This is a genomic window from Pseudomonas syringae group sp. J248-6 (assembly GCF_032586995.1).
In the GTDB taxonomy this organism is placed as follows: domain Bacteria; phylum Pseudomonadota; class Gammaproteobacteria; order Pseudomonadales; family Pseudomonadaceae; genus Aquipseudomonas; species Aquipseudomonas amygdali.
Genome location: NZ_JAWHOP010000016.1, coordinates 28,512 through 54,030, shown reverse-complemented (window position 1 = coordinate 54,030; position 25,519 = coordinate 28,512). Strand labels below are relative to the sequence as shown.

At 54.4% G+C, this 25,519-nt stretch carries 24 protein-coding genes and 1 tRNA gene; 12 read left to right on the top strand and 13 right to left on the bottom strand.

From position 1 onward, the window contains the following. Positions 1-709 precede the first annotated feature (709 nt). From RYC17_RS19540 to RYC17_RS19525, 4 genes are all read left to right on the top strand, one after another. The gene (locus RYC17_RS19540) at positions 710-1,498 is read left to right on the top strand and encodes an ABC transporter permease (protein WP_160329159.1); all 789 of its coding nucleotides are present in this window, start codon (positions 710-712) and stop codon (positions 1,496-1,498) included. Between the two features lie 3 nt (positions 1,499-1,501). Next, positions 1,502-2,224, top strand: a complete 723-nt coding sequence (locus tag RYC17_RS19535) for an ABC transporter ATP-binding protein (RefSeq protein ID WP_058408005.1) — start codon at positions 1,502-1,504, stop codon at positions 2,222-2,224. Further along, positions 2,221-3,459 carry a hypothetical protein gene (locus RYC17_RS19530; protein ID WP_122281295.1) on the top strand — a complete coding sequence of 413 codons (1,239 nt, stop codon included), beginning with the start codon at positions 2,221-2,223 and terminating at the stop codon, positions 3,457-3,459. The genes RYC17_RS19535 and RYC17_RS19530 overlap by 4 nt, the downstream gene beginning before the upstream one ends. Before the next feature lie 325 nt (positions 3,460-3,784). Beyond that, complete coding sequence (locus tag RYC17_RS19525) at positions 3,785-4,927, top strand: acyltransferase (protein ID WP_316904166.1); 1,143 nt, start codon at positions 3,785-3,787, stop codon at positions 4,925-4,927. A 241-nt stretch (positions 4,928-5,168) separates the two neighbouring features. Here the strand turns inward: RYC17_RS19525 and RYC17_RS19520 are convergent, their stop codons facing one another. The 4 genes from RYC17_RS19520 to RYC17_RS19505 form a co-directional block, all read right to left on the bottom strand. Beyond that, positions 5,169-5,372, bottom strand: coding sequence for a hypothetical protein (locus RYC17_RS19520; RefSeq protein ID WP_054091872.1), 204 nt, complete (start codon positions 5,370-5,372; stop codon positions 5,169-5,171). A gap of 387 nt (positions 5,373-5,759) precedes the next feature. Beyond that, positions 5,760-6,641: a glucose-1-phosphate thymidylyltransferase RfbA gene (gene rfbA, locus RYC17_RS19515; protein WP_058408002.1), complete on the bottom strand. Its 882-nt coding sequence runs from the start codon at positions 6,639-6,641 to the stop codon at positions 5,760-5,762. Between the two features lie 8 nt (positions 6,642-6,649). Further along, positions 6,650-7,555 carry a dTDP-4-dehydrorhamnose reductase gene (gene rfbD / locus RYC17_RS19510; protein ID WP_058408001.1) on the bottom strand — a complete coding sequence of 302 codons (906 nt, stop codon included), beginning with the start codon at positions 7,553-7,555 and terminating at the stop codon, positions 6,650-6,652. A 568-nt stretch (positions 7,556-8,123) separates the two neighbouring features. Then, positions 8,124-9,272, bottom strand: coding sequence for a glycosyltransferase family 4 protein (locus tag RYC17_RS19505; RefSeq protein ID WP_122281297.1), 1,149 nt, complete (start codon positions 9,270-9,272; stop codon positions 8,124-8,126). Positions 9,273-9,549: 277 nt separating this feature from the next. Between RYC17_RS19505 and RYC17_RS19500 the strand changes: the two genes are divergently transcribed. Further along, positions 9,550-10,968, top strand: a complete 1,419-nt coding sequence (locus tag RYC17_RS19500) for a mannose-1-phosphate guanylyltransferase/mannose-6-phosphate isomerase (RefSeq protein ID WP_058407999.1) — start codon at positions 9,550-9,552, stop codon at positions 10,966-10,968. Between the two features lie 94 nt (positions 10,969-11,062). Here the strand turns inward: RYC17_RS19500 and RYC17_RS19495 are convergent, their stop codons facing one another. Then, on the bottom strand, positions 11,063-11,719 hold the full coding sequence (locus RYC17_RS19495) for a glutathione S-transferase (protein WP_177342358.1): 657 nt from the start codon (positions 11,717-11,719) through the stop codon (positions 11,063-11,065). 182 nt (positions 11,720-11,901) lie between these two features. Here RYC17_RS19495 and RYC17_RS19490 point away from each other — a divergent pair, with 182 nt between their 5' ends. Continuing rightward, positions 11,902-12,480 (top strand): TetR/AcrR family transcriptional regulator, encoded by a 579-nt coding sequence (locus tag RYC17_RS19490; RefSeq protein ID WP_058407997.1) that lies wholly within the window; start codon positions 11,902-11,904, stop codon positions 12,478-12,480. A gap of 126 nt (positions 12,481-12,606) precedes the next feature. Here the strand turns inward: RYC17_RS19490 and ychF are convergent, their stop codons facing one another. From ychF to RYC17_RS19450, 8 genes are all read right to left on the bottom strand, one after another. Next, positions 12,607-13,707 carry a redox-regulated ATPase YchF gene (gene ychF, locus RYC17_RS19485; protein ID WP_003404927.1) on the bottom strand — a complete coding sequence of 367 codons (1,101 nt, stop codon included), beginning with the start codon at positions 13,705-13,707 and terminating at the stop codon, positions 12,607-12,609. A 21-nt stretch (positions 13,708-13,728) separates the two neighbouring features. Continuing rightward, positions 13,729-14,313 carry an aminoacyl-tRNA hydrolase gene (gene pth / locus RYC17_RS19480; protein WP_003317127.1) on the bottom strand — a complete coding sequence of 195 codons (585 nt, stop codon included), beginning with the start codon at positions 14,311-14,313 and terminating at the stop codon, positions 13,729-13,731. A 164-nt stretch (positions 14,314-14,477) separates the two neighbouring features. Further along, complete coding sequence (locus tag RYC17_RS19475) at positions 14,478-15,089, bottom strand: 50S ribosomal protein L25/general stress protein Ctc (protein WP_002552144.1); 612 nt, start codon at positions 15,087-15,089, stop codon at positions 14,478-14,480. A gap of 124 nt (positions 15,090-15,213) precedes the next feature. Beyond that, on the bottom strand, positions 15,214-16,155 hold the full coding sequence (locus RYC17_RS19470) for a ribose-phosphate pyrophosphokinase (RefSeq protein WP_002552145.1): 942 nt from the start codon (positions 16,153-16,155) through the stop codon (positions 15,214-15,216). Positions 16,156-16,200: 45 nt separating this feature from the next. After that, positions 16,201-16,275: transfer RNA gene (locus RYC17_RS19465), tRNA-Gln, on the bottom strand. A 37-nt stretch (positions 16,276-16,312) separates the two neighbouring features. Next, positions 16,313-17,161 (bottom strand): 4-(cytidine 5'-diphospho)-2-C-methyl-D-erythritol kinase, encoded by an 849-nt coding sequence (ispE, locus tag RYC17_RS19460; RefSeq protein ID WP_316904203.1) that lies wholly within the window; start codon positions 17,159-17,161, stop codon positions 16,313-16,315. Positions 17,162-17,181: 20 nt separating this feature from the next. After that, the gene (lolB, locus tag RYC17_RS19455; protein ID WP_316904158.1) at positions 17,182-17,799 is read right to left on the bottom strand and encodes a lipoprotein insertase outer membrane protein LolB; all 618 of its coding nucleotides are present in this window, start codon (positions 17,797-17,799) and stop codon (positions 17,182-17,184) included. A 4-nt stretch (positions 17,800-17,803) separates the two neighbouring features. Continuing rightward, positions 17,804-19,531: a tetratricopeptide repeat protein gene (locus RYC17_RS19450; RefSeq protein ID WP_316904156.1), complete on the bottom strand. Its 1,728-nt coding sequence runs from the start codon at positions 19,529-19,531 to the stop codon at positions 17,804-17,806. A 226-nt stretch (positions 19,532-19,757) separates the two neighbouring features. On the opposite strand from RYC17_RS19450, the gene hemA reads away from it, so the two are divergent. From hemA to RYC17_RS19420, 6 genes are all read left to right on the top strand, one after another. Next, positions 19,758-21,035, top strand: coding sequence for a glutamyl-tRNA reductase (hemA, locus tag RYC17_RS19445; RefSeq protein WP_002552149.1), 1,278 nt, complete (start codon positions 19,758-19,760; stop codon positions 21,033-21,035). Then, a complete protein-coding gene (gene prfA, locus RYC17_RS19440; RefSeq protein ID WP_002552150.1) occupies positions 21,032-22,114 on the top strand; it encodes a peptide chain release factor 1 in 1,083 nt (360 codons plus the stop codon). The genes hemA and prfA overlap by 4 nt, the downstream gene beginning before the upstream one ends. Next, positions 22,115-22,948, top strand: coding sequence for a peptide chain release factor N(5)-glutamine methyltransferase (gene prmC, locus RYC17_RS19435; protein ID WP_316904154.1), 834 nt, complete (start codon positions 22,115-22,117; stop codon positions 22,946-22,948). Beyond that, positions 22,942-23,712 (top strand): molybdopterin-synthase adenylyltransferase MoeB, encoded by a 771-nt coding sequence (locus tag RYC17_RS19430; protein ID WP_316904153.1) that lies wholly within the window; start codon positions 22,942-22,944, stop codon positions 23,710-23,712. The genes prmC and RYC17_RS19430 overlap by 7 nt, the downstream gene beginning before the upstream one ends. Further along, positions 23,705-24,520, top strand: a complete 816-nt coding sequence (murI, locus tag RYC17_RS19425) for a glutamate racemase (RefSeq protein ID WP_316904151.1) — start codon at positions 23,705-23,707, stop codon at positions 24,518-24,520. Before RYC17_RS19430 ends, murI begins: the two co-directional genes overlap by 8 nt. Positions 24,521-24,637: 117 nt before the next feature. Then, on the top strand, positions 24,638-25,156 hold the full coding sequence (locus RYC17_RS19420; RefSeq protein ID WP_019742552.1) for an acyloxyacyl hydrolase: 519 nt from the start codon (positions 24,638-24,640) through the stop codon (positions 25,154-25,156). Positions 25,157-25,519 lie beyond the last annotated feature (363 nt).

The window sequence follows — 25,519 nt, the reverse complement described above, 5'->3', positions numbered from 1 at the left end:
AGATTTTTTAACTCCATCAAAGAATAGGTGTCAAAGGCTAATTTCGCCGGGCCTTTCGCCATACGCAACTGCAGAATGATACAGGTTGGGAGGCGTAGATACGACTATTATGCGGCTTTGCAGAAGGGATATCGACGAGCGATCAGGAGTCTTTAGGCGTGTTGTATTTGCAGAGCGCCAGCATGCAGCGGCAGACATTGGTTTCTTGACGTGTCTAGGCGTGCAGGTTGCTGTCAAGAGTGGGGTCAGCTCCGCTGAGTGCTTGACATGCCACCTTGTTGATAAACCTTCATCAAGGCTATAGATCATTCGTTCTCCAGACCTTTCCGAGCCACTCGGAGCGTGTGCTCAAAAGCCGGTAGCGTTTCTGCTCCGCTCATTCGGTGCAGACACAGTCATCCGCTCACGGCGATAATCTGCGGTGTGCATCAGTAATGCCCTCCTATAACAATGAGATTTTTTTCAGTATTCTCTTTTGGGGGGCGTCTGATACCCTGTGCGTTTGGTCCAAAAGCGTAGTAAATCTTCCTGACGACCGCGCAGGTCGGTAACATAGGCTCCCTCAAGCAGCTCAAATATCTGTGAAACCTCAGGTGCTTCAGCGTCTTAAACGAGAGCCTGCGAAATGCTTTGGATTGGAAAGGTAGAGGAGTTCCCTGTCTGCAGGCAGCATATGAGGGTATAAAATGATACTGGTGTGGAGAGCAAGGTGAACCTGATAGATTTTTTTTTACGTGAGCTGAATGTATTTTTTGGCGGGCGTTATACATGGTCTTTACTCTCATTGCAAGACGTAAAGAGCCGGTATAGGCGGTCAGTAATAGGCCCCTTTTGGATAACACTCACCTCCATTTTTTTTGTCGCTGGCCTGGGGACGGTTTACTCGAGACTATTAGGGCTTAACCTTCAGGAGTACCTTCCCTATTTAGCCACCGGGATCATTGTTTGGACGTTCATAACAAGCTTGATTAGTGAAGGGGCGAATTCATTAATTAGTGCAGCGGGCATCATAAAGCAAATTAACTTACCTTACATGACGCATGTGGTCCGCATTGTGTTTCGTAATTTCATAGTGTTTCTGCACAGCTGGGTAATATTAATCCCTCTTTTGATGTGGTACGGATACCTAACGGTTTACGGGTTTTTCGTTTCAATATTTGGGGTGATGCTTGTTCTTTTTTCTTTAACGCCTTTGGTGACGTTGCTTGCTGTGCTCTGCGCTCGCTATAGAGATGTGGTTCCCATGATTGCAAGCGGCTTGCAGCTATTGTTTTTTGTCACCCCTGTTATGTGGCACGCAGAACAATTGTCCGGGCTGGAAGTAGTCATTAAATACAATATATTTAATTATTTTATTGATGTGGTTCGCGAGCCTATGCTCAAAGGATATTTCCCCTTGAATTCTGCGGAAATAGTATTCTTTTTTGGTGCGGTTTGCTGGGTTGCTGCTTTTTTAGCAGTTTTCGTAAATCGTAAAAAAATACCTTACTGGCTTTAAAATATGTCTTATATAGAAATTAAAGCTGTCACTGTTGACTATCCTATTCTTGACGTATCAAGACGATCTTTCAAGAAAGACGCATTGTCCTGGGTCACGGGTGGGAGTGTAGGCGGCAATACCAAGCATGTAAGCGTTCGGGCGTTGGACAATATAGATTTGTCTATAAAGTCGGGCGAGAAAATAGGTTTGCTCGGTCATAATGGGTCAGGAAAAAGTACCCTGCTCAAAGTCATTGCGGGTGTGTATTATCCTACCGCCGGCAATATCTCGTGTTCTGGAAAAATAACATCACTGCTTGACCTCACGTTGGGTATGGAGATGGAAGCCACCGGTTATGAGAATATTTTTCTTCGCGGCGTAATAATGGGCGTGTCTCCGAAGCAAATCAAAAAAACGGTCAAAGATATCGCAGAGTTTTCCGGGCTTGGTGACTATCTTAAATTGCCCATCAGGACCTACTCTTCGGGTATGCTTGTACGTTTGGGGTTTTCCATATCTACCGCATTCCCCGCCGATATTATTCTCATGGATGAGTGGTTGGGAGTAGGGGACGCAAAGTTTCAAGAAGAGGCTAACAAGCGTTTGCAAGAAATGACAGAAAATGCGGCAATACTAGTATTGGCATCGCATTCTCCTGACCTTATTGAGGAAGCATGCAATCGATGCGTACGCCTTGAGCATGGGGTAATTGTTGAAGACTATAAAATAGGTGCTTGTGCATGAAGATTGCTATTGTTTCAACGTACAAAATAGAATGCGGTATTGCTCGTTTCTCAGAAATTCTCGAAAAGAACTTGTCTGTGACCGATGAGGTTACAGTTTTTGAATTGCCACGGCACGAATTGAAGCTGAGTTTCGGTGCTACAAAAGAAGGTTCTGATCGATTTATAGAAACACTTTGTGAGCAGCTGAAAAGCTTTGACGCTGTCTCGGTGCAGTGTGAGTATAGTCTTTTTTCAGATGATATAAGGGTTTCTGTAGAGCGTATAAAGAAAATTCTTTCGTCAAATAAGAATTCTACGTTGACGTTGCACACAGTTATTAATCGGTCTACTTCCGCTGATACCGATATGCCCTCTTTGTTTAGGTGGATGACCTCGCCGAAGAGTGCTTTCAAGACGTTGCTGCATAGCCTGCGTTCCACCAGATCGGCCAAGGCTGAACTGCATTTGTTCGAGTTTGTTAAGAAAAATAATATAAAGATAATCGTCCATACCGAAACGACCAAAGAAATTTTGAGCCAACGGTTCCGGTTATCAAATGTCCATTGCCACCCGCTTTGCTATACAAGCGAATCAGAAAAAAACCAGTACGTTTATGAGGAATGTCGGCAAGAGCTCCTGGATAAATTGGTACTTGATAAAGATGTAAAGCTAATTGGTGTGTTTGGCTTCTTTGGCCATTACAAAGGGTTTGATTATGCGATTCAATGTATCGATAGGATGCCGAGAAATTATAAGCTTTTAATCTTTTCAGGCCTGCACCCAAACCTGATCAAAAACTCAGACAGTTCCCAAATTGAGTATTTGCTGAGCATGGCAAAGAAACTCAAGGTTTTGGATCGAGTGTTTTTCATGGGCAGCGTTGATGATCGTTCTCTCTACCGAGCAGTGGCTGGGGTAGACTGTTCATGGCTTCCCTATCGAGAAGTAGGTCAGGAAGCTTCCGCTATCTGCAGTGAAGTGTCAGAACTCTCGAAAAGAGTGATTGTTTCAAGGAATTTTGCTTTCATTGATTATATGAAATTTGGTTTGCGTAAACAGTATCAGTTTTTTGAGATTGGTAATATTGAAGAGCTTAAGTTAAAAACAGTGTTTTATGATCGATTTTTCCCTGAGCCGTCACGGTCTGATGGCGTCGTAAACCATGCCGAATTGCAGGCGGCCTTCTATAAAAAAGTAGTCGAATATGTTCCGGCAGGTATAGCTCAGCACCAGGCAAATGCAAAGGTAGCTTAAGTGTTTTTTGGATGTTTTCCAGTCGCTAGCATTTAAGCGAATGAGAGATATTGGAAAAGCGAATCACAATATGAGATTTTTCATTGAATAATCTCATATTGTATGCATCGTTTTCACATCATGTTCGCTAGGTGCGTGCGATGGTGGTGTGCTAGAAATAAGCTACCCGTGGATCATGATTTAAGCGGGTCGCGTAGTTGTTGATTGTGGGTTTCAAAGCGTCCGCTGTTGCTTTTGTTTTTTCACAGTGCTAACAGTGGCATGGTGCGGTCAGTGACCTATTCATAGGTATGAAAGAAAATCGCCTCGGTGGAATATTTTCTATATGGATAATAAGACGTTTGCTGTAAAGAAAATGTCGCCTAGTCTCTCGGTGTATATTGATTTGCTGCGCGTGATTTGTGCGGTGTCAGTAATGATGGAGCATTATCCATTTTCATCAAACATAGAAAATTTTTTCACGGCTACTAATTATGCATACGATGCTGTAGTCGTTTTTTTTGTACTTTCTGGATACGTCATAAGCTATTCGGCGGATACGTTCGAAAAAGACAGAAGGGATTACGCCGCTAACCGTATGGCAAGAATATTGCCGGTCGCATTTACAGCTGTTTTACTCTCGGCAATTTTTTTCCTGGCGGTGGGTGATTCCAGAGTCGACCTTTATGGTGATGTATCTCAAAAAACTAATGGGGTGATAACCTTCATTCAATCGATTACCTTCACAAATCAAGTGTGGAGTAGTAATGAACAGCCATTTGCCAACGGTCCTTATTGGTCGCTCGCGTTTGAAGTTTGGTGCTATGTTATTTACGGTGTGATGTTCTATTATCGCGGGTGGACAAGAGTTTTGCTGTTGTTGGTGTTGGTCGTTATGCTGGGTCCAAAACAGTTGATAATACTTCCCATGTGGCTGGCAGGCTCCCTAGCCTATCATGTCCGATTTAAAGCGACTTTACCTAGGTTTGTGTTGTATTTGTTATTGTTGCTGCCGATTGCGATATATATTTCTGTGCAAGCTGCTATGCCTCGCGATTGGTCATATGTTTATGCTGGGCGTAATGTTGAAAGGATCTTGGGTTTCGGGCTGGATGGCGCTGCAAACTTTGGTTGGGGGTATCTGTTGGCTATTTTGATGTCCTTGCATTTGTATGCTTTTCAGCGACTTTTCAATGAGGTCAATGTTGATCTTGATATTCTTTTCTCTAGGTTAGTGCGGTTTCTTGCAGGTTACACGTTTACGCTTTATCTTTTTCATGTTCCAATTATTAAATTTATTTTGGCTGTTACTGGATTGGATAAAACTGATTTGTTAGGGGGGTACGGCGCTGTTGTTTATGGAGCTGTTTTTGTAGCTGTTTATTTTATTGGTAATGTCGTTGAGCATAAAAAGGTTTTGTTCAGAGGGTGGGCGCACTTTGTAATTGGGCGATTTAGCCAGGCGTTACAGCGAACAAGTAGGAGTTAAGGTGAGGTTAAGGCCGTTGTGTATTGTGCAATCTCACGCCTGTGTGTCACGCGACTCGGTGTAATCTATTTGGTGGTTTTATCGCGTTCAAAACTCGTTCTTTCTTATGAAGGTCTAGATCGCTTTCTAATTGATAAGTTTTCCCGCTGTTACGGTAGCAATAGTGGAGGGGATGAGGGCAGACTATAATGCGTAAATATGGATTTTACGGATTCTAATCTACCTGTCGTCCATTGAGTCGTTATTGACTTTGCTTTTTAACTTCGATCACAGAGTCAATCATGCCTATCTGCTTTGCTGATTTTCCAAGTATATAACATGGCTGGCGTTCACCTTCATAGGTGCCTGAAGTCACTGCGAGTAATGTCCAGCCTATTCCGATGTTTTCATTTACCATGTCTTCACTGAACGTACTAAATATCTCTACTGCCTCATGGAGTTGCATAAAGCTTCCTTTGAGCTTGGGTAATGACCTGGTCAGGTAAGTGACGGCGGTCCTAGGTATTTGACTGGGGCACCTGGGTGCCTTCCAAGTGAGTGTTTTATCAGAAGCTCACCCCAAGTGGAATATTTTTCATCGGTAGCTCCTCGAGTGGCTATAAACTTGGGCGATTGTCACCGATTTACCACACGATTGGTTTGAGAGCAGTCATTCATGAGCATGCTGGATCTATGGTGATGAGGCTCCCAGCCTCCTTCTGAAGCCCTTTCTCCGCCATGCAGCTGTCGTGTTTCATGAGTCGAAAACTCTAGTTCGACAGACATAGTTAATCGGTTGCCATGCGTGAAAAGTCGCCCTGATGGCTTTCATCACGCACGTAGAAAGCCTTCGTCAAAACGCCTTATCTTTGAGAAGGCTTTTCAAATATTGTCCATAGCCGTTCTTAATCAAAGGTTGTGCAAGCTTTTCAAGCTGCACGGGGTCGATCCAACCTGAGCGATAGCATATTTCTTCAGGGCAGGCCACTTTCAGACCCTGGCGCCTTTCCAGCGTGGCGATGTACTGACCGGCTTCCAGCAGGCTGTCATGCGTACCGGTGTCCAGCCATGCATAGCCACGACCCATAATCTCGACGTGCAGCTGCTTCTGCTCCAGATACAACATGTTGAGATCGGTAATCTCCAGCTCGCCGCGTGGAGAAGGCTTCAACTGACGAGCCAGATCCACTACCTGATTGTCGTAGAAATACAGGCCGGTGACGGCATAGTTCGACTTGGCAACCTTGGGCTTCTCTTCCAGCGACAGTACTCGACCGCTTTCGTCGAATTCGGCTACGCCATAACGTTCGGGGTCCTGTACGTGATAAGCGAACACCGAGGCCCCTGACTCACGGTTACTGGCGTTGAGCAGCAGCGACTGGAAGTCATGGCCGTAGAAAATGTTGTCGCCCAATACCAATGCCGACGCATCGTTGCCAATGAAGTCCGCACCGATGGTGAACGCCTGAGCCAGGCCGTCCGGGCTTGGCTGTACGGCATAGGACAGGTTCAGGCCCCACTGGCTGCCATCGCCCAGCAACTGGGTAAAGCGCGGCGTGTCCTGTGGTGTCGAGATGATCAGAATATCGCGGATCCCGGCCAGCAACAGCGTGCAGAGCGGGTAGTAGATCATCGGCTTGTCGTACACCGGCAACAACTGCTTGGAGACAGAGAGCGTGGCCGGGTGCAAACGGGTACCCGAGCCACCAGCCAGAATGATTCCTTTACGAGCCATGAGAGTCCTTAGCGCTGAATTTCATCCAGCATGCGTTGTGCGCCTTGTTGCCAGGGCGGCATCTTCAGTTGAAAAGTGGTTTCGAGTTTACCTAAAGCCAGCCGCGAATTGTGCGGACGCGGCGCGGGCAGTGGATACGCTTCTGTAGGAATCGCGCCGATCTTGTCGGGCGAGACCTTAAGCTGCACCCCGTTGCGCTCGGCATGTTCCAGAACGAACCGGGCAAAGCCATGCCATGACGTTTCACCGGCTGCAGCCAGATGATAAACGCCGCCCAGCTCCGCCGAGTTCTGATCACCCAATACCCGGTGCAGCATGTGCGCTGTCACGTCGGCTATAAGCTCGGCGCCGGTCGGCGCACCGTATTGATCCGCCACCACGTTCAGCGAGTCGCGCTCGCTCGCCAGGCGCAGCATGGTCTTGGCAAAATTGTTGCCTTTCGCCGCGTACACCCAACTGGTGCGCAGAACCAGCGCCTTGGCACCACTGGCCTGAATGGCCTGCTCTCCCATCAGCTTGCTGCGGCCATAGACCGACAGTGGGCCGGTAGGTGCGTTTTCCTGCCATTGGCTATCGCCGCTGCCATCAAACACGTAGTCGGTAGAATAGTGAATCAGCCAGGCACCCAGCGCCGCAGCTTCCCGAGCCAGCACGCCAGGCGCCTCGCCGTTGATCAGCACGGCCAGATCCTGTTCGCTCTCAGCCTTGTCCACAGCGGTATATGCCGCTGCGTTGACGATAATATGCGGGGTCAGTATTCGAACGGTGGCAGCCAGGCCTTGCAGATTGGTAAGGTCTCCGCACAAGCCATCAGTGCCTTGACGATCCAGCGCGATCACATCACCCAATGGGGCCAGAGCACGCTGCAGTTCCCAGCCAACCTGCCCGTTTTTTCCCAACAGCAAAATTTTCATGTGTCAGCGGCCTTACACTGTTGCACGATCTGGTCAAGATAACATTCAGCCATGACTCCACTCACCTTGTTCCTGATTGGCCTGATACCACTGTACTGTTTTGCGAATGCCTGTATCGGGGGGTTCTACTGTTTCCACACCGCCCGCAATAGAACAAGGATGCATTACCAGCATAGCGGCGATAATTGCCCTCGCTACCCGACAAATGAATTATCAGATAGGTAGAAAGCTTGAGTAACCCCGAGTCGATGGCATTTTTGATGAGCTGGAGAGACGCCAGTTTGTGAGATGCCTCGCTCCAGGATCGTGGTCCCGCAACGTGGAGTCATTGAAAGGTTGGATCGTTAGCTGGATTGCCAGAACATTCAGGGCGGCGCCCGTCGACCGTTCAATAAATTGACTTACGGTCGTTGAAAGCAGTCCGCGTTCATCGTGATTATAGGCAAGCTGGTCCTGATTAAGTCATCGTCAATGCCATCGATGACCTAGAGACAATTCAGCAGCCGAGCCAATTGCTGGGTTTCCGTTGAAAAGAAACTTTCATCCCCACTCGGCCCTCGCCCTGGGACTAACGTCGATTAGCCAAGACCATACGATAAATATCCAACGTTTTTTGCGCACATGCATCCCAACTGAACTGGCGCGCACGCTCCAGCCCTAGCTGCACCTTGCGCTCACGTTCTTCAGGCTGTTCCAGTACGTCGCGCATCGCGGCACTGATGCTGTCGGCGTTGTGCGGATCAACAGCCCAAGCGGCATCGCCTGTCACTTCCGGCAGCGAAGAGTTATTGGATGCGATCAGTGGACACTGGGCAGCGAACGCTTCGATAGCCGGCAGACCAAACCCTTCATACAGCGAAGCAAACACCAGCGCCCCGGCACTTTGCAGCAGTGACAACACTTCTTTCTGCGGCAGATAACTCAGCCAGCGGCCTTCGCCCCTTTGCTGCAAGGCCTCAAGCTGCGGCAGCAGATCCTCGTTGCTCCAGCCGTCACGACCGACAATCACCAGCGGATGCTCCTTGCGCACCTGCGCGGGCAGTTGCTGGAAGGCTTCAAGCACGCGTTGCAGGTTCTTGCGGGGTTGCAGGGTGCCCACCACGAGAAAGAAGCCGGGTTTGAGGCCGTGTGTAGCCAGCACTCTGTCACGCTCGGCAGTGTCGATGCGCTCGAAATACACAGGGTCCACGCCCAGTGGCGTGACGCTAATGCGCTCTGGTGCGATGCCCAAGTGACGAACCATATCCTGCTTGCTGTACTCAGAGATGGTTATGATGTGATCGGCACGTTCAATGCTAGTAGTGAACAGCCAGCTTTTCAGGCGCTTGAGGTCTTGCTTGATCCATTCCGGGTACAGCACCGGAATCACATCCATAATCGTGGCGACGACAGGTACGCCTTTGATCCGAGGGATGTGGTGGTCGGTGGCATGGAACAGATGTACGTTTTTGGCAATGCTTGCCGAGTTGATCAGAGGCAGTTTGAATACGCCACTGAGAACAGCATGCACGCGGTAATCGCTGGCCAGCTGTGCAGGTTTACCACAGCCCAGCGCTGGCAGGTGACTGCCGAATGCGTAAGGCTTGATGTGGATTTCGTTAGCCTGACTCAACCTGTCAAGACCTTGCCAGAGCGCTCTGGAATAAATACCGATACCGTCCAGATGCCCGGCTCGCTCGCCGTAGGCCCAGACCGTGCAGCTGAAGCCTATATCCATGTTCTGTCATTCTCAATGTCAATCAATTGCATCACTTCTCAATGGTGTCTCGGATAGCGTCTTTACGCATGCCTGTAGGGGATATACTGAGGCAGGTACGGAATCGGGCGCGAAGACTAACATGGGGCAGCTCGGCTCGCACGGGATGGTGAGCGATTGCAACGACACAGTTGCTGAATGGTAGATACATTGTAATGGCCATCCTGTTGCATAGCGGCCGGAGCACCCGGATAATGCGGCCTTTGTCACGCCTTCGTGGCCTAAGATTGGAGCGTCTATGTTCACCCCTGTAGTTCTGGCTGGCGGTAGTGGTTCGCGATTGTGGCCTTTGTCGCGGCAGAGTTTCCCGAAGCAGTTTCTTGCCCTAGATGGCCAGGATCAGGGAACGATGTTCCAGCGCACGCTGGCCCGGCTCAAAGGCCTGGAGCATACGCCTGCGGTTGTTGTAAGCAATGAAAACCATCGTTTTATCGTTGCCGAACAACTGCGTGTCGCGAAGATGGGCAGCCGTCGCGTTATTCTTGAACCGCTTGCCCGTAACACTGCTCCAGCGATTGCTCTCGCTGCGCTGGAAGCAACTGCTGATGGCTCCGACCCGATCCTTCTAGTCCTTGCTGCTGATCACCATATCCATGATGAAGACGCTTTCCGACAAGCGGTTCAGGTTGCTCAGGTACACGCCGAGGCTGGCCGTCTGGTGACTTTCGGGATCACCCCCACTCACGCGGAAACCGGTTTTGGCTATATCCAGTGCGGAGAATCCATTGCCCAGGGTGGCTTCGCTATCGAAGCCTTTATGGAAAAGCCTTCCTCAGAGATGGCCGCCGAATATTTTTCCTCGGGCGCTTACCTGTGGAACAGCGGCATGTTCATGTTCCGTGCCTCAGTTTTCCTGGCTGAGCTTAAAAAGCATCGCTCCGACATACTTTCTGCGTGTCGCGTAGCGCTGGCAGACTCCGAAGCCGACAACTACTTTCTGCACGTCTCTGCAGAGAAGTTTGCCCTGTGCGCCGATGAGTCCGTGGACTATGCGGTCATGGAACACACCGATGTTGGTCTGGTCGTACCGCTGGACGCTGGCTGGAACGATTTGGGTAGCTGGGCTGCTATCTGGGATGTGGGTCCGCATGATGCCAACAGCAATCGCCTGGAAGGCGATGTGATGGCGATCGATACCCGCAATTGCCTGGTACAGTCGCACCATCGACTGGTAGCCACCGTCGGCGTCGAGGACCTGATCGTCATCGAAACCAAGGATGCAATCCTGGTCGCCAACAAGCACAACAGCCAGCAGGTCAAGGACGTGGTCAAACGTCTGCAAGCCGAAGAGCGCCCCGAGTTTGTCACTCATCCGTTGGTCAACCGTCCGTGGGGTCATTACGACACGATCGATCTGGGCGAGCGCTATCAGGTCAAGCGCATCAGCGTGCTGCCGGGCGAGTGCCTGTCGCTGCAGATGCATTACCACCGCGCCGAGCACTGGATCGTGGTATCGGGTACTGCCAAGGTGATTTGCGACGATCAGGAACTGATCCTCTCCGAGAATCAGTCCACCTACATCCCGCTGGGCGTCAAACACTCGCTGGCCAACCCCGGCAAGGTGCCGTTGGAGCTTATCGAGGTGCAGTCGGGCTCGTACCTGGGTGAAGACGATATCGTGCGCTTTGAAGACCGCTACGGGCGTTTGAAGAAGTAAGCTTCTCAGGCACCGCTACACGTTTGGCAAAACGCCCCGCAAGCTCGCTTGCGGGGCGTTTTTTTGTGTGGCGGTAACCACAACTTCATCCGACTCAGCTTTGCGGTGCGCCACGCTCAACCATCGCTCGCCATTCCTGAACGCTGGGTCTTTCTTGCATCCTGGTATGCCATTCACGTAATGCTTCGCACTCGTCTGGCACTGGAAGTTTGACCAGCGAGGCGAAAATCATGCCGCCCAGCACTGCGATATCAGCCATGGAGAATGCGTCGCCGACGACAAAAGGTCGATCTTTGAGGATGCTGTCAAAATAGCGCATGCCACGAACGGCTTTTTCGCGCATGCGGCTACCCCATTCCTGATTTTGATAAAGCTCGACGTGTGGCCCAAGCCCCGGCGTAGCGTGATGAAAGTACGTACTTACGGCATCGAGAAACTCGATCTCGGCACGCTTGGTCATCATGTGAATAAGGCCCTTCTCGACAGCCGTTTCACCTGTAAGCACAGGGCTCCCGGTCACCAGGTCCAGGTATTGAGTGATCGCCGTGCACTCTGCAATGAGTGTTCCGTCATTCAGCTCCAGCACTGGAAGTGTTCCGGAATAGTTGATGGCCAGAAACGCTGGTTGTTTGTGTTCGCCTTTCCACAGATTGACCGATTTGAATTCAACCCTTGAAAGCAGTCCTTTCTCTGCCAGCGCGATTCTTACGCGAGCGGGGTAGGGGCCATCAAACCAGTCATGAATGGTCATGAGGGGGACTGAGGTGTTATCGAGTTGCGAGTCTGCGAATGTCATTATCAGATACCTGCCTGCCAGTTGGTAGGTAAAGACTGGTCCTTTGTCTCTTTCTTGTCAATCCCCTACCTGTCAGTTGGCAGGTGTCCGCGCAGTGAGTAGAATTCGCAACTATCAGACAAGTTGAGGAGTCGAGCGTGAGTGAAAATGCGCGGGAGGCCATATTGGCGGCTGCGAAAGCGGCTGCTCAGGTGCATGGCTACAGCGGAATCAATTTCCGCAATATCGGCGAGGCGGTAGGGATCAAGAACGCCAGCATCTATTACCACTTCCCGAGCAAGGCAGACCTCGGCGCTGCGGTGGCGAGACGCTATTGGCAGGACACCGCAGCTGTGCTGGACGCATTACGTGATCCAGATCCCAGCCGTAGCCTGCAGCACTATCCTTCAATATTTCGAACATCGCTGGAGCATGCCAACCGACTTTGCATGGCCAGCTTCATGGCTGCTGAGTACGAAGACCTGCCCGAAGAGGTCAAGGTTGAAGTAAAGGCGTTTGCAGATACAAACGTGGCCTGGCTGACCGATGTCCTGATTGACGCAGGACTGGGCGATTCAGCCAGCTGTGAGCGACGCGCCCGTTCCATCTACACCGCCGTTGCCGGTGCGCAACTGATGGCCCGCACCCGCTGTGATATCGGTTTATTCGACGAGCTGATACTTACTTATCAGGAGACGGGACTGATTCCAGTGCGGCAGATCCAGGCGTCCAGATGATGCTTTGAATTGAAAGCGGTGCAAACGAGGTGCGCAGAAACAATAAAACCGCACAAAGGTGCGGTTTTATCGAGGTTTCAGCAACTACCCAATGTCTTAAGAAGCGCCTGAAGCCAGGTACTTAAATCAGACGTTAAACCTGAAATGCATCACGTCACCGTCTTTGACGATATATTCTTTGCCTTCCAGACGCCATTTACCCGCTTCCTTGGCACCGGACTCGCCCTTGAACTGGATGAAGTCGTCGTAGGCCACCACTTCGGCACGGATGAAGCCTTTTTCGAAGTCGGTGTGGATGACACCTGCTGCCTGTGGTGCGGTGGCACCGACGCGGACGGTCCATGCGCGGACTTCTTCGACGCCTGCAGTGAAGTAGGTCTGCAGGTGAAGCATTTCGTAGCCAGCGCGAATGACGCGGTTCAGGCCGGGTTCTTCGAGGCCTAGAGCTTCGAGGAACATGTCTTTTTCTTCGCCGTCATCCAGCTCGGCGATTTCGGCTTCGATCTTGTTGCAGACCGGCACCAGCATTGCGCCTTCTTCTTCGGCGATGGCGCGGACCACGTCCAGCAGCGGGTTGTTCTCGAAACCGTCTTCGGCAACGTTGGCAATGTACATGACCGGCTTGGTGGTCAGCAGGTGGAAGCCACGGATGGTGGCCTTCTCGTCGTTGCTCATGCTCTTCATCAGGCTGCGTGCTGGCTTGCCTTCGCTGAAGTGGGCGATCAGTTGTTCAAGCAGGCCTTTCTGGACCACTGCGTCCTTGTCACCGCCCTTGGCATTGCGCGTGACCTTTTGCAGTTGCTTCTCGCAGCTGTCGAGGTCAGCGAAGATCAGTTCCAGATCGATGATCTCGATGTCGCGCTTGGGGTCGACGCTGTTGGAGACGTGAATTACGTTCTCGTCTTCAAAGCAGCGCACCACGTGAGCGATGGCGTCGGTCTCGCGGATGTTGGCGAGGAACTTGTTGCCCAGGCCTTCGCCTTTCGAAGCGCCTGCCACCAGGCCTGCGATGTCGACGAACTCCATGGTGGTCGGCAGGATGCGTTTCGGGTTGACGATGGCTGCCAGGGCCGCCAGGCGCGGGTCAGGCATCGGCACGATGCCGCTGTTCGGTTCAATGGTGCAGAAGGGGAAGTTCTCGGCCGCAATACCAGATTTGGTCAGGGCGTTGAACAGGGTGGACTTGCCGACGTTAGGCAGGCCGACGATGCCGCAATTGAATCCCATGGTGTTTCCCCTCGAGTGATGTCAGGCCTTCTGGCTGTGCAGGTTTTTCATCGCCCGGTTCCATTCACCGGCGAAGATATCCGGCAGCACGCCGAGGGCAAAGTCGATACTGGCGTCCAGTTTTTCCTGTTCGGCGCGTGGCGCTCGACCCAGGACAAAGCCGGATACCTTGCTGGCATCGCCCGGGTGGCCGATGCCAAGCCGCAAGCGATGAAATGTGTTCTGGTTGCCGAGCTGCGCGATGATGTCGCGCAGGCCGTTATGACCGCCATGGCCGCCACCCACTTTGAGTTTGGCAACGCCCGGAGGCAGGTCCAGCTCGTCATGCGCCACCAGAATCGACTCAACCGGAATGCGGTAGAAACCGGCGAGTGCCGCGACGGCCTGGCCGCTACGGTTCATGTAGGTGGTGGGGATCAGCAGACGAACATCCTGACCTTGATGCGTAAAACGCCCGGTCAGGCCAAAGAATTTGCGCTCGGGAACGAGATTGACTCGCTGCGCCGCAGCAATACGCTCAACAAAAAAAGCCCCTGCGTTATGCCGGGTCTGTTCGTATTCAGCGCCTGGATTTCCCAGGCCCACGATCAGTTGTATGGCGGTCACGACAGGGGCTCTTCCTTTGGAGTTGAGGGTTAGACCGCTGACGACAGCGGCAATGTGGGCGAAAACTGCTCATTTACCATGATGTAAACTCAGCGATCTCGCCCGCTTTGCCTGCTATCGCTCGCGATGTTTCCTGAGCAACTCCGACGTTACCAAGTAATGAATTACTCGGCTGCGCCTTCTTCACCTTCTTCTGCTTCGTCTTTGACGATGCGCGGTGCGTGGACGTTGGCGATTGCCAGGTCAGTACCGTGTGCCAAGGCAACGAACTCGACGCCTTTAGGTGCTTTCAGCTCGGACAGGTGAACGTTGTCGCCCACTTCCAGCGCGCCCAGATCAACCTCGATGAACTCAGGCAGGTCTTTAGGCAGGCAGGTCACTTCCAGTTCAGTAGTAGTGTGCGAGATCTCGCCGCCTTTCTTGACTGGAGCTTCTTCATTCAGGAAGTGGATCGGCACGATTGCGGTCAGTTTCTGGCCGGCAATAACGCGCACGAAGTCAGCGTGCATCACGTGGCCTTTGGCCGGATGACGTTGCAGCGCCTTGATGATGACGTTCTGCTTCTGGCCACCAACGTTCAGCTCGATGATGTGGCTGTAGGCCGCATCGTTTTCGAGCAGTTTGGCAACTTCCTTGGCCAGCATGCTGATGGACTCAGGGGCTTTGTCGCCACCGTAGACGACAGCTGGAACCAGGCTGGCGAGACGACGCAGGCGGCGGCTCGCACCTTTCCCCAGGTCGGAACGCTGTTCTGCATTCAGGGTAAATTCGTTCATGTTGTATCTCCAAATTAACCACATCCGCCGTTGCGTTTGCGACCAGCGCTTGGGCGGTATGGGCAAAAAAGCCCCGCCCTGACCGGATGTCAGGGCGGGGCGCTTTTCGTCTGCGTGATGTCAGTTAACGGAACATCGCGCTGATCGATTCTTCATTGCTGATGCGGCGAACCGCTTCGGCGACTACCGGCGCAATATCCAGTTGACGGATACGGCTGCAGGCTTGTGCTGCTGCGGACAACGGGATGGTGTTAGTGACCACCAGTTCGTCCAGCACGGAATTTTCAATGTTTTCGATCGCCCGGCCCGACAGCACAGGGTGTGTGCAGTAGGCAAAGACCTTGGCTGCGCCATGCTCTTTCAAGGCCTTGGCCGCGTGGCACAAGGTGCCGGCGGTGTCGACCATGTCATCGACCAGAATACAGGTACGCCCTTCGACATCACCGATGATATGCATCACTTCAGAGTGATTGGCTTTCTCACGGCGTTTGTCGATGATACCGAGATCGACGCCCAGGGATTTAGCGACAGCACGTGCACGCACGACGCCGCCGATATCCGGGGAAACGATCATCAGGTTTTCAAAGCGCTGGTCTTCGATGTCATCCACCAGAACGGGGGAGCCGTAGATGTTATCTACCGGAATATCGAAGAAACCCTGGATCTGGTCAGCATGAAGATCAACCGTAAGAACACGGTCGATTCCCACCACGGTGAGCATGTCAGCAACAACTTTCGCGCTGATGGCAACACGTGCGGAGCGCGGACGGCGATCCTGGCGGGCATAACCAAAGTAGGGAATCACAGCAGTGATTCGGGACGCTGAGGAGCGGCGGAAGGCATCAGCCATCACAACCAGTTCCATCAGGTTATCGTTCGTTGGTGCGCAAGTCGGCTGAATGATGAAGACGTCTTTACCGCGGACGTTTTCATTAATCTCAGTGCTGATTTCGCCGTCGGAAAATTTTCCGACAGAAACATCACCGAGTGGGATATGCAGCTGACGTACTACACGCCGAGCGAGATCGGGGTTGGCATTCCCCGTAAAGACCATCATCTTGGACACGCGCAGTACCTAGAGGCTGAGGGTAACCTGGATGAGTATAGAAAATGGCAGGGGCGGCTGGATTCGAACCAACGCATGGCAGGATCAAAACCTGCTGCCTTACCGCTTGGCGACGCCCCTGTATTGAATCAATCGAGTGCCTGGCACTCAATTCCTGTTACAGAATTTGCAGCTTGCGATGCAACATCGAAATGTTACTTCCTTTCGCTACGAACCCCGTAAGGGTCTCTGTAAGAAGGGCCGAGACTTTATCAGCTTCAGCTTTGTTTGGGAAGGCCCCAAACACACAACTTCCAGTTCCGGTTAATTTTGCTTCGGTAAATTTACCTAACAAATTCAAAGCGTTACGTACTTCTGGGTAACGCCTCTCTACAACCGCCTTACAGTCATTTCGACTGTTTCCCTTGGGAACGGGGCGCACTTTAATGGGCGGCGTGTCGCGTGTCAACAACGGATCTGAAAAAATTTCTGCTGTACTTACAGCGACTTGCGGAACGAGCACCAAATACCAGGGTTCTTCGGGGTCAACCGGGGTGAGAATTTCCCCGACACCCTCAGCAAATGCGGCGTGTCCACGGACAAAAACCGGTACATCAGCGCCCAGAGTCAGGCCCAGTTGCGCCAGACGATCTTCATCCCAGCCAAGCTGCCACAAATGATTCAGCGCCAGCAGTGTGGTGGCAGCATCCGAGCTGCCGCCGCCAATGCCGCCGCCCATGGGCAGGCGTTTTTCCAGCCAGATATCCATGCCCAGCGTGCAACCGGACTGTTTTTGCAGCGCGCGGGCGGCTTTGACGATCAGATTGCTGTCATGCGGGACGCCGGGTACATCGGTCTGCAGGCGAATCTCGCCGTCCTCGCGAACGGTAAAGCCCAGTTCGTCACCATAATCGAGAAACTGAAACAGGGTTTGCAGCTCATGGTAGCCGTCCGGGCGGCGTCCCAGAATGTGCAGCATCAGGTTCAGCTTTGCCGGAGCAGGCAAAACCAGCTGGGCCTTGGCCATATCCTGTAATGCAGTCATGGTCATTGCCCCAGTTTGCGAGGCTGCCAGTCCTTGATGACCAGCGTGACATCGAGGTCCTGACCGTGCAGCTTGACGCGTTCGGGCAGCCAGTAGCCATTCTGTTCGACATAACTGAGGTATTCCACCTGCCAGCCGTCCTGTTCAAGGCTGGCCAGACGGCTGTCACCGTCGAGTGTCACGCTACTTTTGCTGTCCGGTGCCGGCAAGCCGCGCACCCACCATACGAGGTGGGAAACCGGCAGTTTCCAGCCCAGTTGGTCCTGAAGCAGTGTTTCCGGCGTCATGGCTTCGTAGTGGCCCTGATTGGCGACTTCAAGCGCGACAGCGCCGGGCCTGCCGGTCAGTCGTGCTGCGCCGCGGCCGAGCGGACCGGACAAGCGGATATCGTAGTAATCCTGGCGCTGCAGCCAGAACAGGGTGCCGCTGCCGGAGTCCTTCGGCGCACGAATACCGACCTTGCCGTTGATCTGCCAGCCATCAAGGCTGCTCAGTTGCTGTTTGTGTTCGCGCCATTGCGCGGGGTCGCCCTTGCCCTGAACGGCTTCGCGGGAAGTGAGACCGGCACAGCCGGTGAGCAGGGCGATGAGGCTGAATACGATTACGTGGCGCAAAAACATAACGTCAAAGGGTCTCTGAACCGGTCAAGCGTCGCAGTGTGCTGCGCAGGACGGTGCTGTCGGGTTGTTGTTCCAGGGCCTTGGCCCATACTTTCCGGGCTTCGCGCTGTTCGCCTTTGGCCCAGAGTACTTCTCCCAGATGTGCGGCTACTTCGTGGTCGGGGAAGCGTTCGAGCGCCTGACGCAGGTAGCGTTCGGCGTCGTCCAGATTGCCCATGCGGTAATTCACCCAGCCAAGGCTGTCGAGAACCGCCGGATCGTCGGGGCTGATCTGATGGGCTTTCTCGATGAGTTCGCGGGCCTCGGCGTAACGCGTGGTGCGATCGGAAAGGGTGTAGCCCAGCGCATTCAGCGCCATGGCGTTTTCCGGCTCGCGCTTGATGATGCTACGCAAGTCTTTTTCCATCTGCGCCAGATCATTGCGCTTTTCAGCCAGCATGGCGCGGGTATAGAGCAGGTTGGCGTCGTCCGGGTACTGCTTGAGCGCCGTGTTCAGCACCTGCCAGCCGCGATCCAGTTGATCATTGCTGGTCAGGGTTTCGGCTTCGATCAGGTACAGCTGAATGGCGTAATCGGGCTCTTCGGCACGTGCTTCAGCCAGGCGTTTGGCAGCTTCTGCGCCGTTGCCATTGCTGACCAGAATATCGGCCTGGCGCAATTGAGCCGCCAGGAAGTCCGGGCCCGTTCCGACCTGAGCGTATTCGTTGAGCGCGCTTTGCGGGTCCTCGCGCTCTTCGTGGATGCGGCCCAGATTCAAATGCGCTGAATCGACGTGTGCACCACGGGCGATCAGTTCTTCCAGGTAGCCAGCCGCTTCGTCCCAGGCCTTGGCTTCAAGGCACACCAGAGCCAGCGAGAAGCGCAGTTCGTCATCGTCCGGATATTGCTGCAAAAGAGCGGAAAACTGCACTTTGGCGTCTTCCATACGGTTTTGCTCAACGAGCATGCGCGCATACGTCAGGCGCAGGCGTTTGTCGTCCGGGTATTTCTTGATGCTTTTCTCAAGCAGGGGCACCGCTTCCTTGCCCCGGTTCATGCTTTGCAGCAGACGGGCATGCAGCAGGATGGGCGCGATTTCGCCTTCTTTGGGCGGGTTGTCTTCCAGCAGCTTCAACGACTGTTCGGCGTCACCATTCTGCTGAAGCAACAGCGCCTTGCCGAAAATCAGCTGGCTGTTGTTCGGGTATTTGCCCAGCAACCGATCAAAACTTTTGAGCAGGCCGTTGCGGGTGTCTGGATCGGTTTCGGCTGCGGACAGTGCCAGAAAGTCGAAGTGCGTGTCGCCCTGACCCTGCAGGACTCTCTCCATGTACACCAGAGAGTCGTCGTAACGTCCGGCGCGCGCCAGTTGAATGGCTGCGGCACGTTGCGCTTCAAGGTCGGTCGGTGCGTTTCTTGCCCAGATCAGCGCGGTTTCCAGCGCAGACTGATCAGCGCCCATGTATTCGGCGATCTGATAGGCGCGTTCGGAGACCCCCGGGTCCTGAGTCTTGATCGCCTGGGTCACGTAGTTATCCAGGGCGATGTCGAAGCGGTTGCGCTGGCCGGCCAGCTCCGCGCTCAACAGGCTGACCAGGGTGTCCTGAGTGAACGAACCATAGACCTTCGGCTTGGCTTCAGGCGCGGGAGGGGCGTCTTTCTGAGCGGGCACGGGCTGTGACGAGACGGGGGCCATTGACTGGCAGCCGCCTAGAAAGGCAAGAGCAAGGAACAACGCGGAGGATCTATTCATATATAAGAAGGGCGGCTTACCTGCGGTGGGAGCATCATGACACAAGGCTGTTGGCAAAACCCACAGCCGTCGGAAAAACTGATGCAATGCTTGTGTTTGCAGTGTCGCCAGCCTGAAAACGCAGGCTGCGACGATCGATTGTAGTGGGACAATAATATGTGGTGGTTGTTCTGAGCTTATTGAAGTAGGACAATTACCGGCTTCACGTCACCACCTGCGACCCTGAATGGCCTTCCTTGCACTCGGTATCAATCATAAGACCGCCTCGGTCGACGTTCGCGAGCGCGTGGCATTTACCCCGGAACAGTTGGTGGAGGCGTTGCAGCAGCTTTGCCACCTGACCGAAAGTCGCGAGGCTGCGATTCTTTCAACCTGTAATCGCAGCGAGTTGTACATCGAGCACGAGCATCTCGGTGCGGACAGCATTCTTGCCTGGCTCGCCAATTACCATCACCTCAGCCTGGAAGAACTGCGTGCCAGCGCTTACGTCCATGAGGACGATGCTGCCGTGCGGCACATGATGCGTGTCGCCTCGGGGCTCGACTCCCTGGTGCTCGGCGAGCCGCAGATTCTCGGCCAGATGAAGTCTGCGTATGCCGTTGCGCGCGAGGCCGGAACGGTCGGGCCGTTACTGGGTCGCCTGTTTCAGGCCACGTTCAGCGCCGCCAAACAGGTGCGTACAGACACTGCAATTGGTGAAAACCCGGTGTCCGTGGCCTTCGCCGCGGTCAGTCTGGCCAAACAGATTTTCAGCGACCTGCAACGCAGTCAGGCCTTGTTGATCGGTGCGGGCGAGACCATTACTCTGGTCGCCCGGCATCTGCATGACCTGGGCGTCAAGCGTATCGTGGTTGCCAACCGTACGCTGGAGCGCGCCAGCATGCTGGCTGCCGAGTTCGGTGCCCATGCGGTGTTGCTGTCGGATATCCCGGCCGAGCTGGTCAACAGCGATATCGTGATCAGCTCCACCGCCAGCCAGTTGCCGATCCTGGGCAAGGGTGCCGTGGAAAGTGCGCTGAAACTGCGCAAACACAAACCCATTTTCATGGTCGATATTGCCGTGCCACGGGATATCGAGCCTGAAGTCGGCGAACTGGACGACGTTTACCTCTACAGCGTTGATGATCTGCACGAAGTGGTGGCAGAAAATCTCAAGAGTCGCCAGGGGGCCGCACTGGCTGCCGAGCAACTGGTCAGCGTGGGTGCCGAAGACTTCATGTCGCGGCTGCGCGAACTGGCGGCGGTGGATGTGTTGCGCGCCTATCGTCAGCAAAGCGAACGGCTGCGTGACGAAGAACTGAGCAAGGCGCAACGTATGCTGGCCAACGGCAGTAATGCCGAGGACGTATTGATCCAGCTGGCACGCGGCCTGACCAACAAATTGCTGCACGCACCCAGCGTGCAGCTCAAGAAGCTGTCTGCCGAAGGTCGCGTCGATGCGCTGGCCATGGCCCAGGAACTTTTTGCCCTCGGTGAGGGCTCGACGGATAAAACCCCGCAATGAAAGCTTCACTGCTCAATAAGCTGGATGTCCTCAGCGACCGTTTCGAGGAACTGACCGCGCTGCTCGGCGATGCCGAAGTGATCAGCGATCAGACACGCTTTCGCGCCTATTCCCGTGAGTACGCCGAAGTGGAGCCGGTCGTTGCGCTTTACCAACAGCTGATCAGGGTGCAGGGTGATCTGGAGGGCGCGCAGGCGCTGCTCAAGGACAGCGACCCGGACATGCGCGAAATGGCCGTCGAGGAAGTTCGCGAAACAAAACAGCAACTGGTCGAGCTGGAAGCGCAATTGCAGCGCATGTTGTTGCCCAAGGACCCGAACGACGGCCGCAACGTGTTTCTGGAGATCCGTGCGGGCACCGGCGGTGATGAAGCCGCGATCTTCTCCGGCGACCTGTTTCGCATGTACTCGCGTTACGCCGAGCGGCGTGGCTGGCGGGTGGAAATTCTGTCCGAAAACGAAGGCGAGCATGGCGGCTACAAGGAAGTCATTGCACGCGTCGAAGGTGACAGTGTCTATGGCAAGCTGAAATTCGAGTCCGGCGCGCACCGTGTGCAGCGCGTGCCCGAGACCGAGTCGCAGGGCCGCATCCACACGTCTGCCTGTACCGTTGCGGTGTTGCCGGAGCCTGACGAGCAACAGGCGATCGAGATCAACCCGGCCGACCTGCGTGTCGACACCTATCGCTCCTCAGGGGCCGGTGGTCAGCACGTCAACAAAACCGATTCGGCGATCCGCATTACCCACTTGCCATCGGGTATTGTCGTCGAGTGTCAGGAAGAGCGTTCGCAGCACAAGAACAGAGCCCGGGCGATGTCCTGGCTGTCTGCCAAACTGAATGATCAGCAGACCAGCGCGGCGGCCAATGCCATTGCCAGCGAGCGCAAGCTGCTCGTGGGGTCGGGTGATCGTTCCGAGCGCATTCGTACGTATAATTTCCCTCAAGGGCGAGTGACGGATCACCGCGTGAACCTGACTCTGTATTCGCTGGATGAAGTTCTGGCGGGCGGGGTCGATGCAGTGATAGAGCCGCTACTCGCTGAATATCAGGCTGATCAACTTGCGGCACTGGGTGAGTAAATGACCATCATCGCAAGTTTGTTAAGAAGCGCCGAGCTTCCCGATTCACCGACCGCGCGGCTCGACATAGAGCTGCTGCTGGCGGCAGCGCTGGGCAAACCGCGCAGCTTTCTGCATACCTGGCCTGAGCGCATCGTCAGCACCGAGGCTGCACTGGCCTTTGCAGGTTACCTGCAGCGTCGACGCACGGGCGAGCCGGTGGCTTACATTCTCGGTCAGCAAGGTTTCTGGAAGCTCGATCTGGAAGTAGCGCCGCATACCCTGATTCCGCGTCCAGAGACCGAAATGCTGGTCGAGGCAGCGCTGGAACTGGTGCCTGCGTTCGCGCCCGCCAAGGTGCTTGACCTGGGCACCGGCACTGGGGCGATTGCGCTGGCGCTGGCCAACGAGCGCCAACAATGGAAAGTGACAGCGGTGGACCGTGTACCCGAGGCGGTCGCGCTGGCCGAACGCAACCGGCAACGTTTGCAACTGGATAACGCCCAGGTGCTCAACAGCCACTGGTTCAGTGCGCTGGAAGGGCGTCAGTTTGATCTGATCATCAGTAACCCGCCGTACATCGCCGACGCTGATCCGCATCTGTCGGCCGGTGACGTGCGTTTCGAGCCGAGCAGTGCGTTGACTGCCGGTTCCGACGGGCTGGACGATTTGCGCACGATCATTGCCGACGCGCCGGCGCACCTCAGCGCCGATGGCTGGCTGCTGCTGGAGCACGGCTACGATCAAGGCCCGGCGGTGCGCGAACTGTTGATTCGTCATGGTTTCGAGCGCATCCAGACCCGCCGTGATCTGGGTGAACACGAGCGCATCACGTTCGGATGCAAGCCGTGCTGAGTGATCAGGAGCTGCTGCGCTACAGTCGCCAGATTCTGCTGCAACACGTTGATATCGACGGCCAGCTGCGCCTCAAGCAAAGTCGTGCGCTTGTCGTCGGCGTCGGCGGGCTTGGTTCGCCGGTGGCCCTTTATCTGGCCGCGGCAGGGGTCGGTGAACTGCATCTGGCGGATTTTGATCACGTCGACCTGACCAACCTGCAACGTCAGATTATCCACGACACTCATAGCATCGGGCAGGCCAAGGTAGACTCGGCTCTCGCCCGGCTCAAGGCGATCAATCCCGAGATCACTCTTGTCGCTCACCGCTCAGCGCTGGATACCGACTCACTGGAGGCGGCGGTACAGGCTGTCGATCTGGTGCTGGACTGCTCGGATAATTTCGCCACCCGCGAAGCGGTCAATGCCGCCTGTTTCGCTGCTGGCAAGCCATTGGTCAGCGGTGCCGCCATTCGGCTTGAAGGGCAGTTGTCGGTGTTTGACCCGCGTCGTGCCGACAGTCCTTGTTACCACTGCCTGTACGGTCACGGCAGCGAAGCCGAACTGACCTGCAGCGAGGCCGGCGTCATCGGCCCGCTGGTTGGCCTGGTTGGCAGCCTGCAAGCGCTGGAAGCCTTGAAGCTGCTGGCCGGTTTTGGCGAGCCAATGGTTGGGCGACTGTTATTGATTGATGCCTTGAGTACCCGTTTCCGAGAACTGAAAGTCAAGCGCGACCCGGCGTGCAGCGTTTGCAGTGCAGCAAGCGGGCAGGGCGAACATGCCTGACATGCAGATGAGCTACGCCAGCGATGCGCCTGTCGGAATCTTCGATTCCGGGGTCGGTGGCCTTTCAGTGCTCAATGAAATCCGCCAGTTGCTGCCCAGCGAGTCACTGCTGTATCTGGCGGACTGCGGGCATATTCCGTATGGCGAAAAGACCCCTGAATTCATCACCGAGCGGTGCCTGACAATTGCCGGGTTCTTCCGCGAGCAGGGTGCTAAGGCACTGGTCGTCGCATGTAATACGGCGACGGCTGCGGGCGTGGCGCACATTCGTCAACGCTACCCGGACTGGCCGATTGTGGGCATGGAGCCTGCTGTCAAACCTGCTGCCGAGGCCACTCGCTGCGGCGTTGTCGGCGTGCTGGCGACTACCGGAACGCTACAAAGCGCCCGCTTTGCGGCGTTGCTGGACCGTTTTGCCAGCGATGTACGTGTGGTCACCCAGCCGTGCCCAGGGCTGGTCGAACTGATCGAAACCGGCGATCTGGTCAGTCCGCAAATCCGTCAATTGCTGCAGCATTATGTCGAGCCGCTGCTGGCAGCGCGCTGTGACACCATCATTCTCGGCTGTACTCACTACCCGTTTCTCAAGCCTTTGCTACGGGAAATGCTTCCCGAGTCGGTCACCCTGATCGACACCGGGGCTGCGGTAGCGCGTCAGTTGCAGCGTCTTTTGTCGCGTTCCAGCCTTCTTGCCACTGGCACCGCGCGAGAGACTATGTATTGGTCTAGTGACATACCGGACAATTTCAGAAAAATCCTACCTTTTTTGTCGCAAAATCCTGGCAATGTGAGAAGCTTCCGTTTGTAAAAAAAACGTGAAAAAAGGCGCTTTTCGGGTGAACTAACCTCACCTCGCTGGCTTCTATAAAAGCGGCTGATGAATTTCAACACTTTCATACAATTTTATATATTTAGGACGTTTCTCATGAAGAGACTCTTTTGCCTGGCCGTGATTTCGGCCGCTTTGGCAGGGCAAGCTTCAATGGCGCAAGCCGACGGTGTTGAGTTTTCGGTCGGGCAGACCGGTGAGTCGACCATGACCTATCGTCTGGGCGTGCAGTTTGATTGGGATAAAACCTGGCTGCAAAGTGACATTGGCCGTCTGACCGGTTACTGGGACGGCGCTTACACCTACTGGGATGGCAAGGACTACAAGGATAACCACAGCCTGTCGTTCTCCCCGGTTCTGGTCTACGAGTTCGGCAACGGCAACGTCAAGCCTTACGTAGAGGCCGGTATCGGCGTCTCGGTGTTCTCGAACACCCAGGTTGAAGATCGCAAGTTCGGTTCTGCCTTCAACTTCGAAGACCGCATCGGTTTCGGTCTGCGCTTCGCGGGCGGGCATGAAGTCGGCATCCGCGCGACTCACTATTCCAACGCCGGCATCAAAGAGCCGAACGACGGTATAGAAAGCTACGCACTGCACTACAAGATGCCGTTCTGATTTGACTGGCATTCGTGCCAACGCTTCGCTGCAGCACAACGTAATGCCCTGCCCAAAGCCATTGCGCATAAAATGCTTTTTTATCGCGATGGCACTGACAACGCAGAGTGCGACGTTAGTGACGGCTGAGTTCTGACGCTGATCCGGGGGATGCGAGGCAGGACGCCGAGCAAGCCGCACCGGGCCAAGGATGGCCCGTTGCGGCGGCCCCCGGATCAGTGACAGGGCGAAGGAACCCGACGAAGTCGGGCCGGAAACAGGAGCGAAAGGCTTTGGTTACTTTGGCCCCATCAAAGTAACTCGCCGAGGGGCGAAAAGGTGACCTGAGTCGAACCTCAATCCACCTGAAGTCGCAGAACTGGT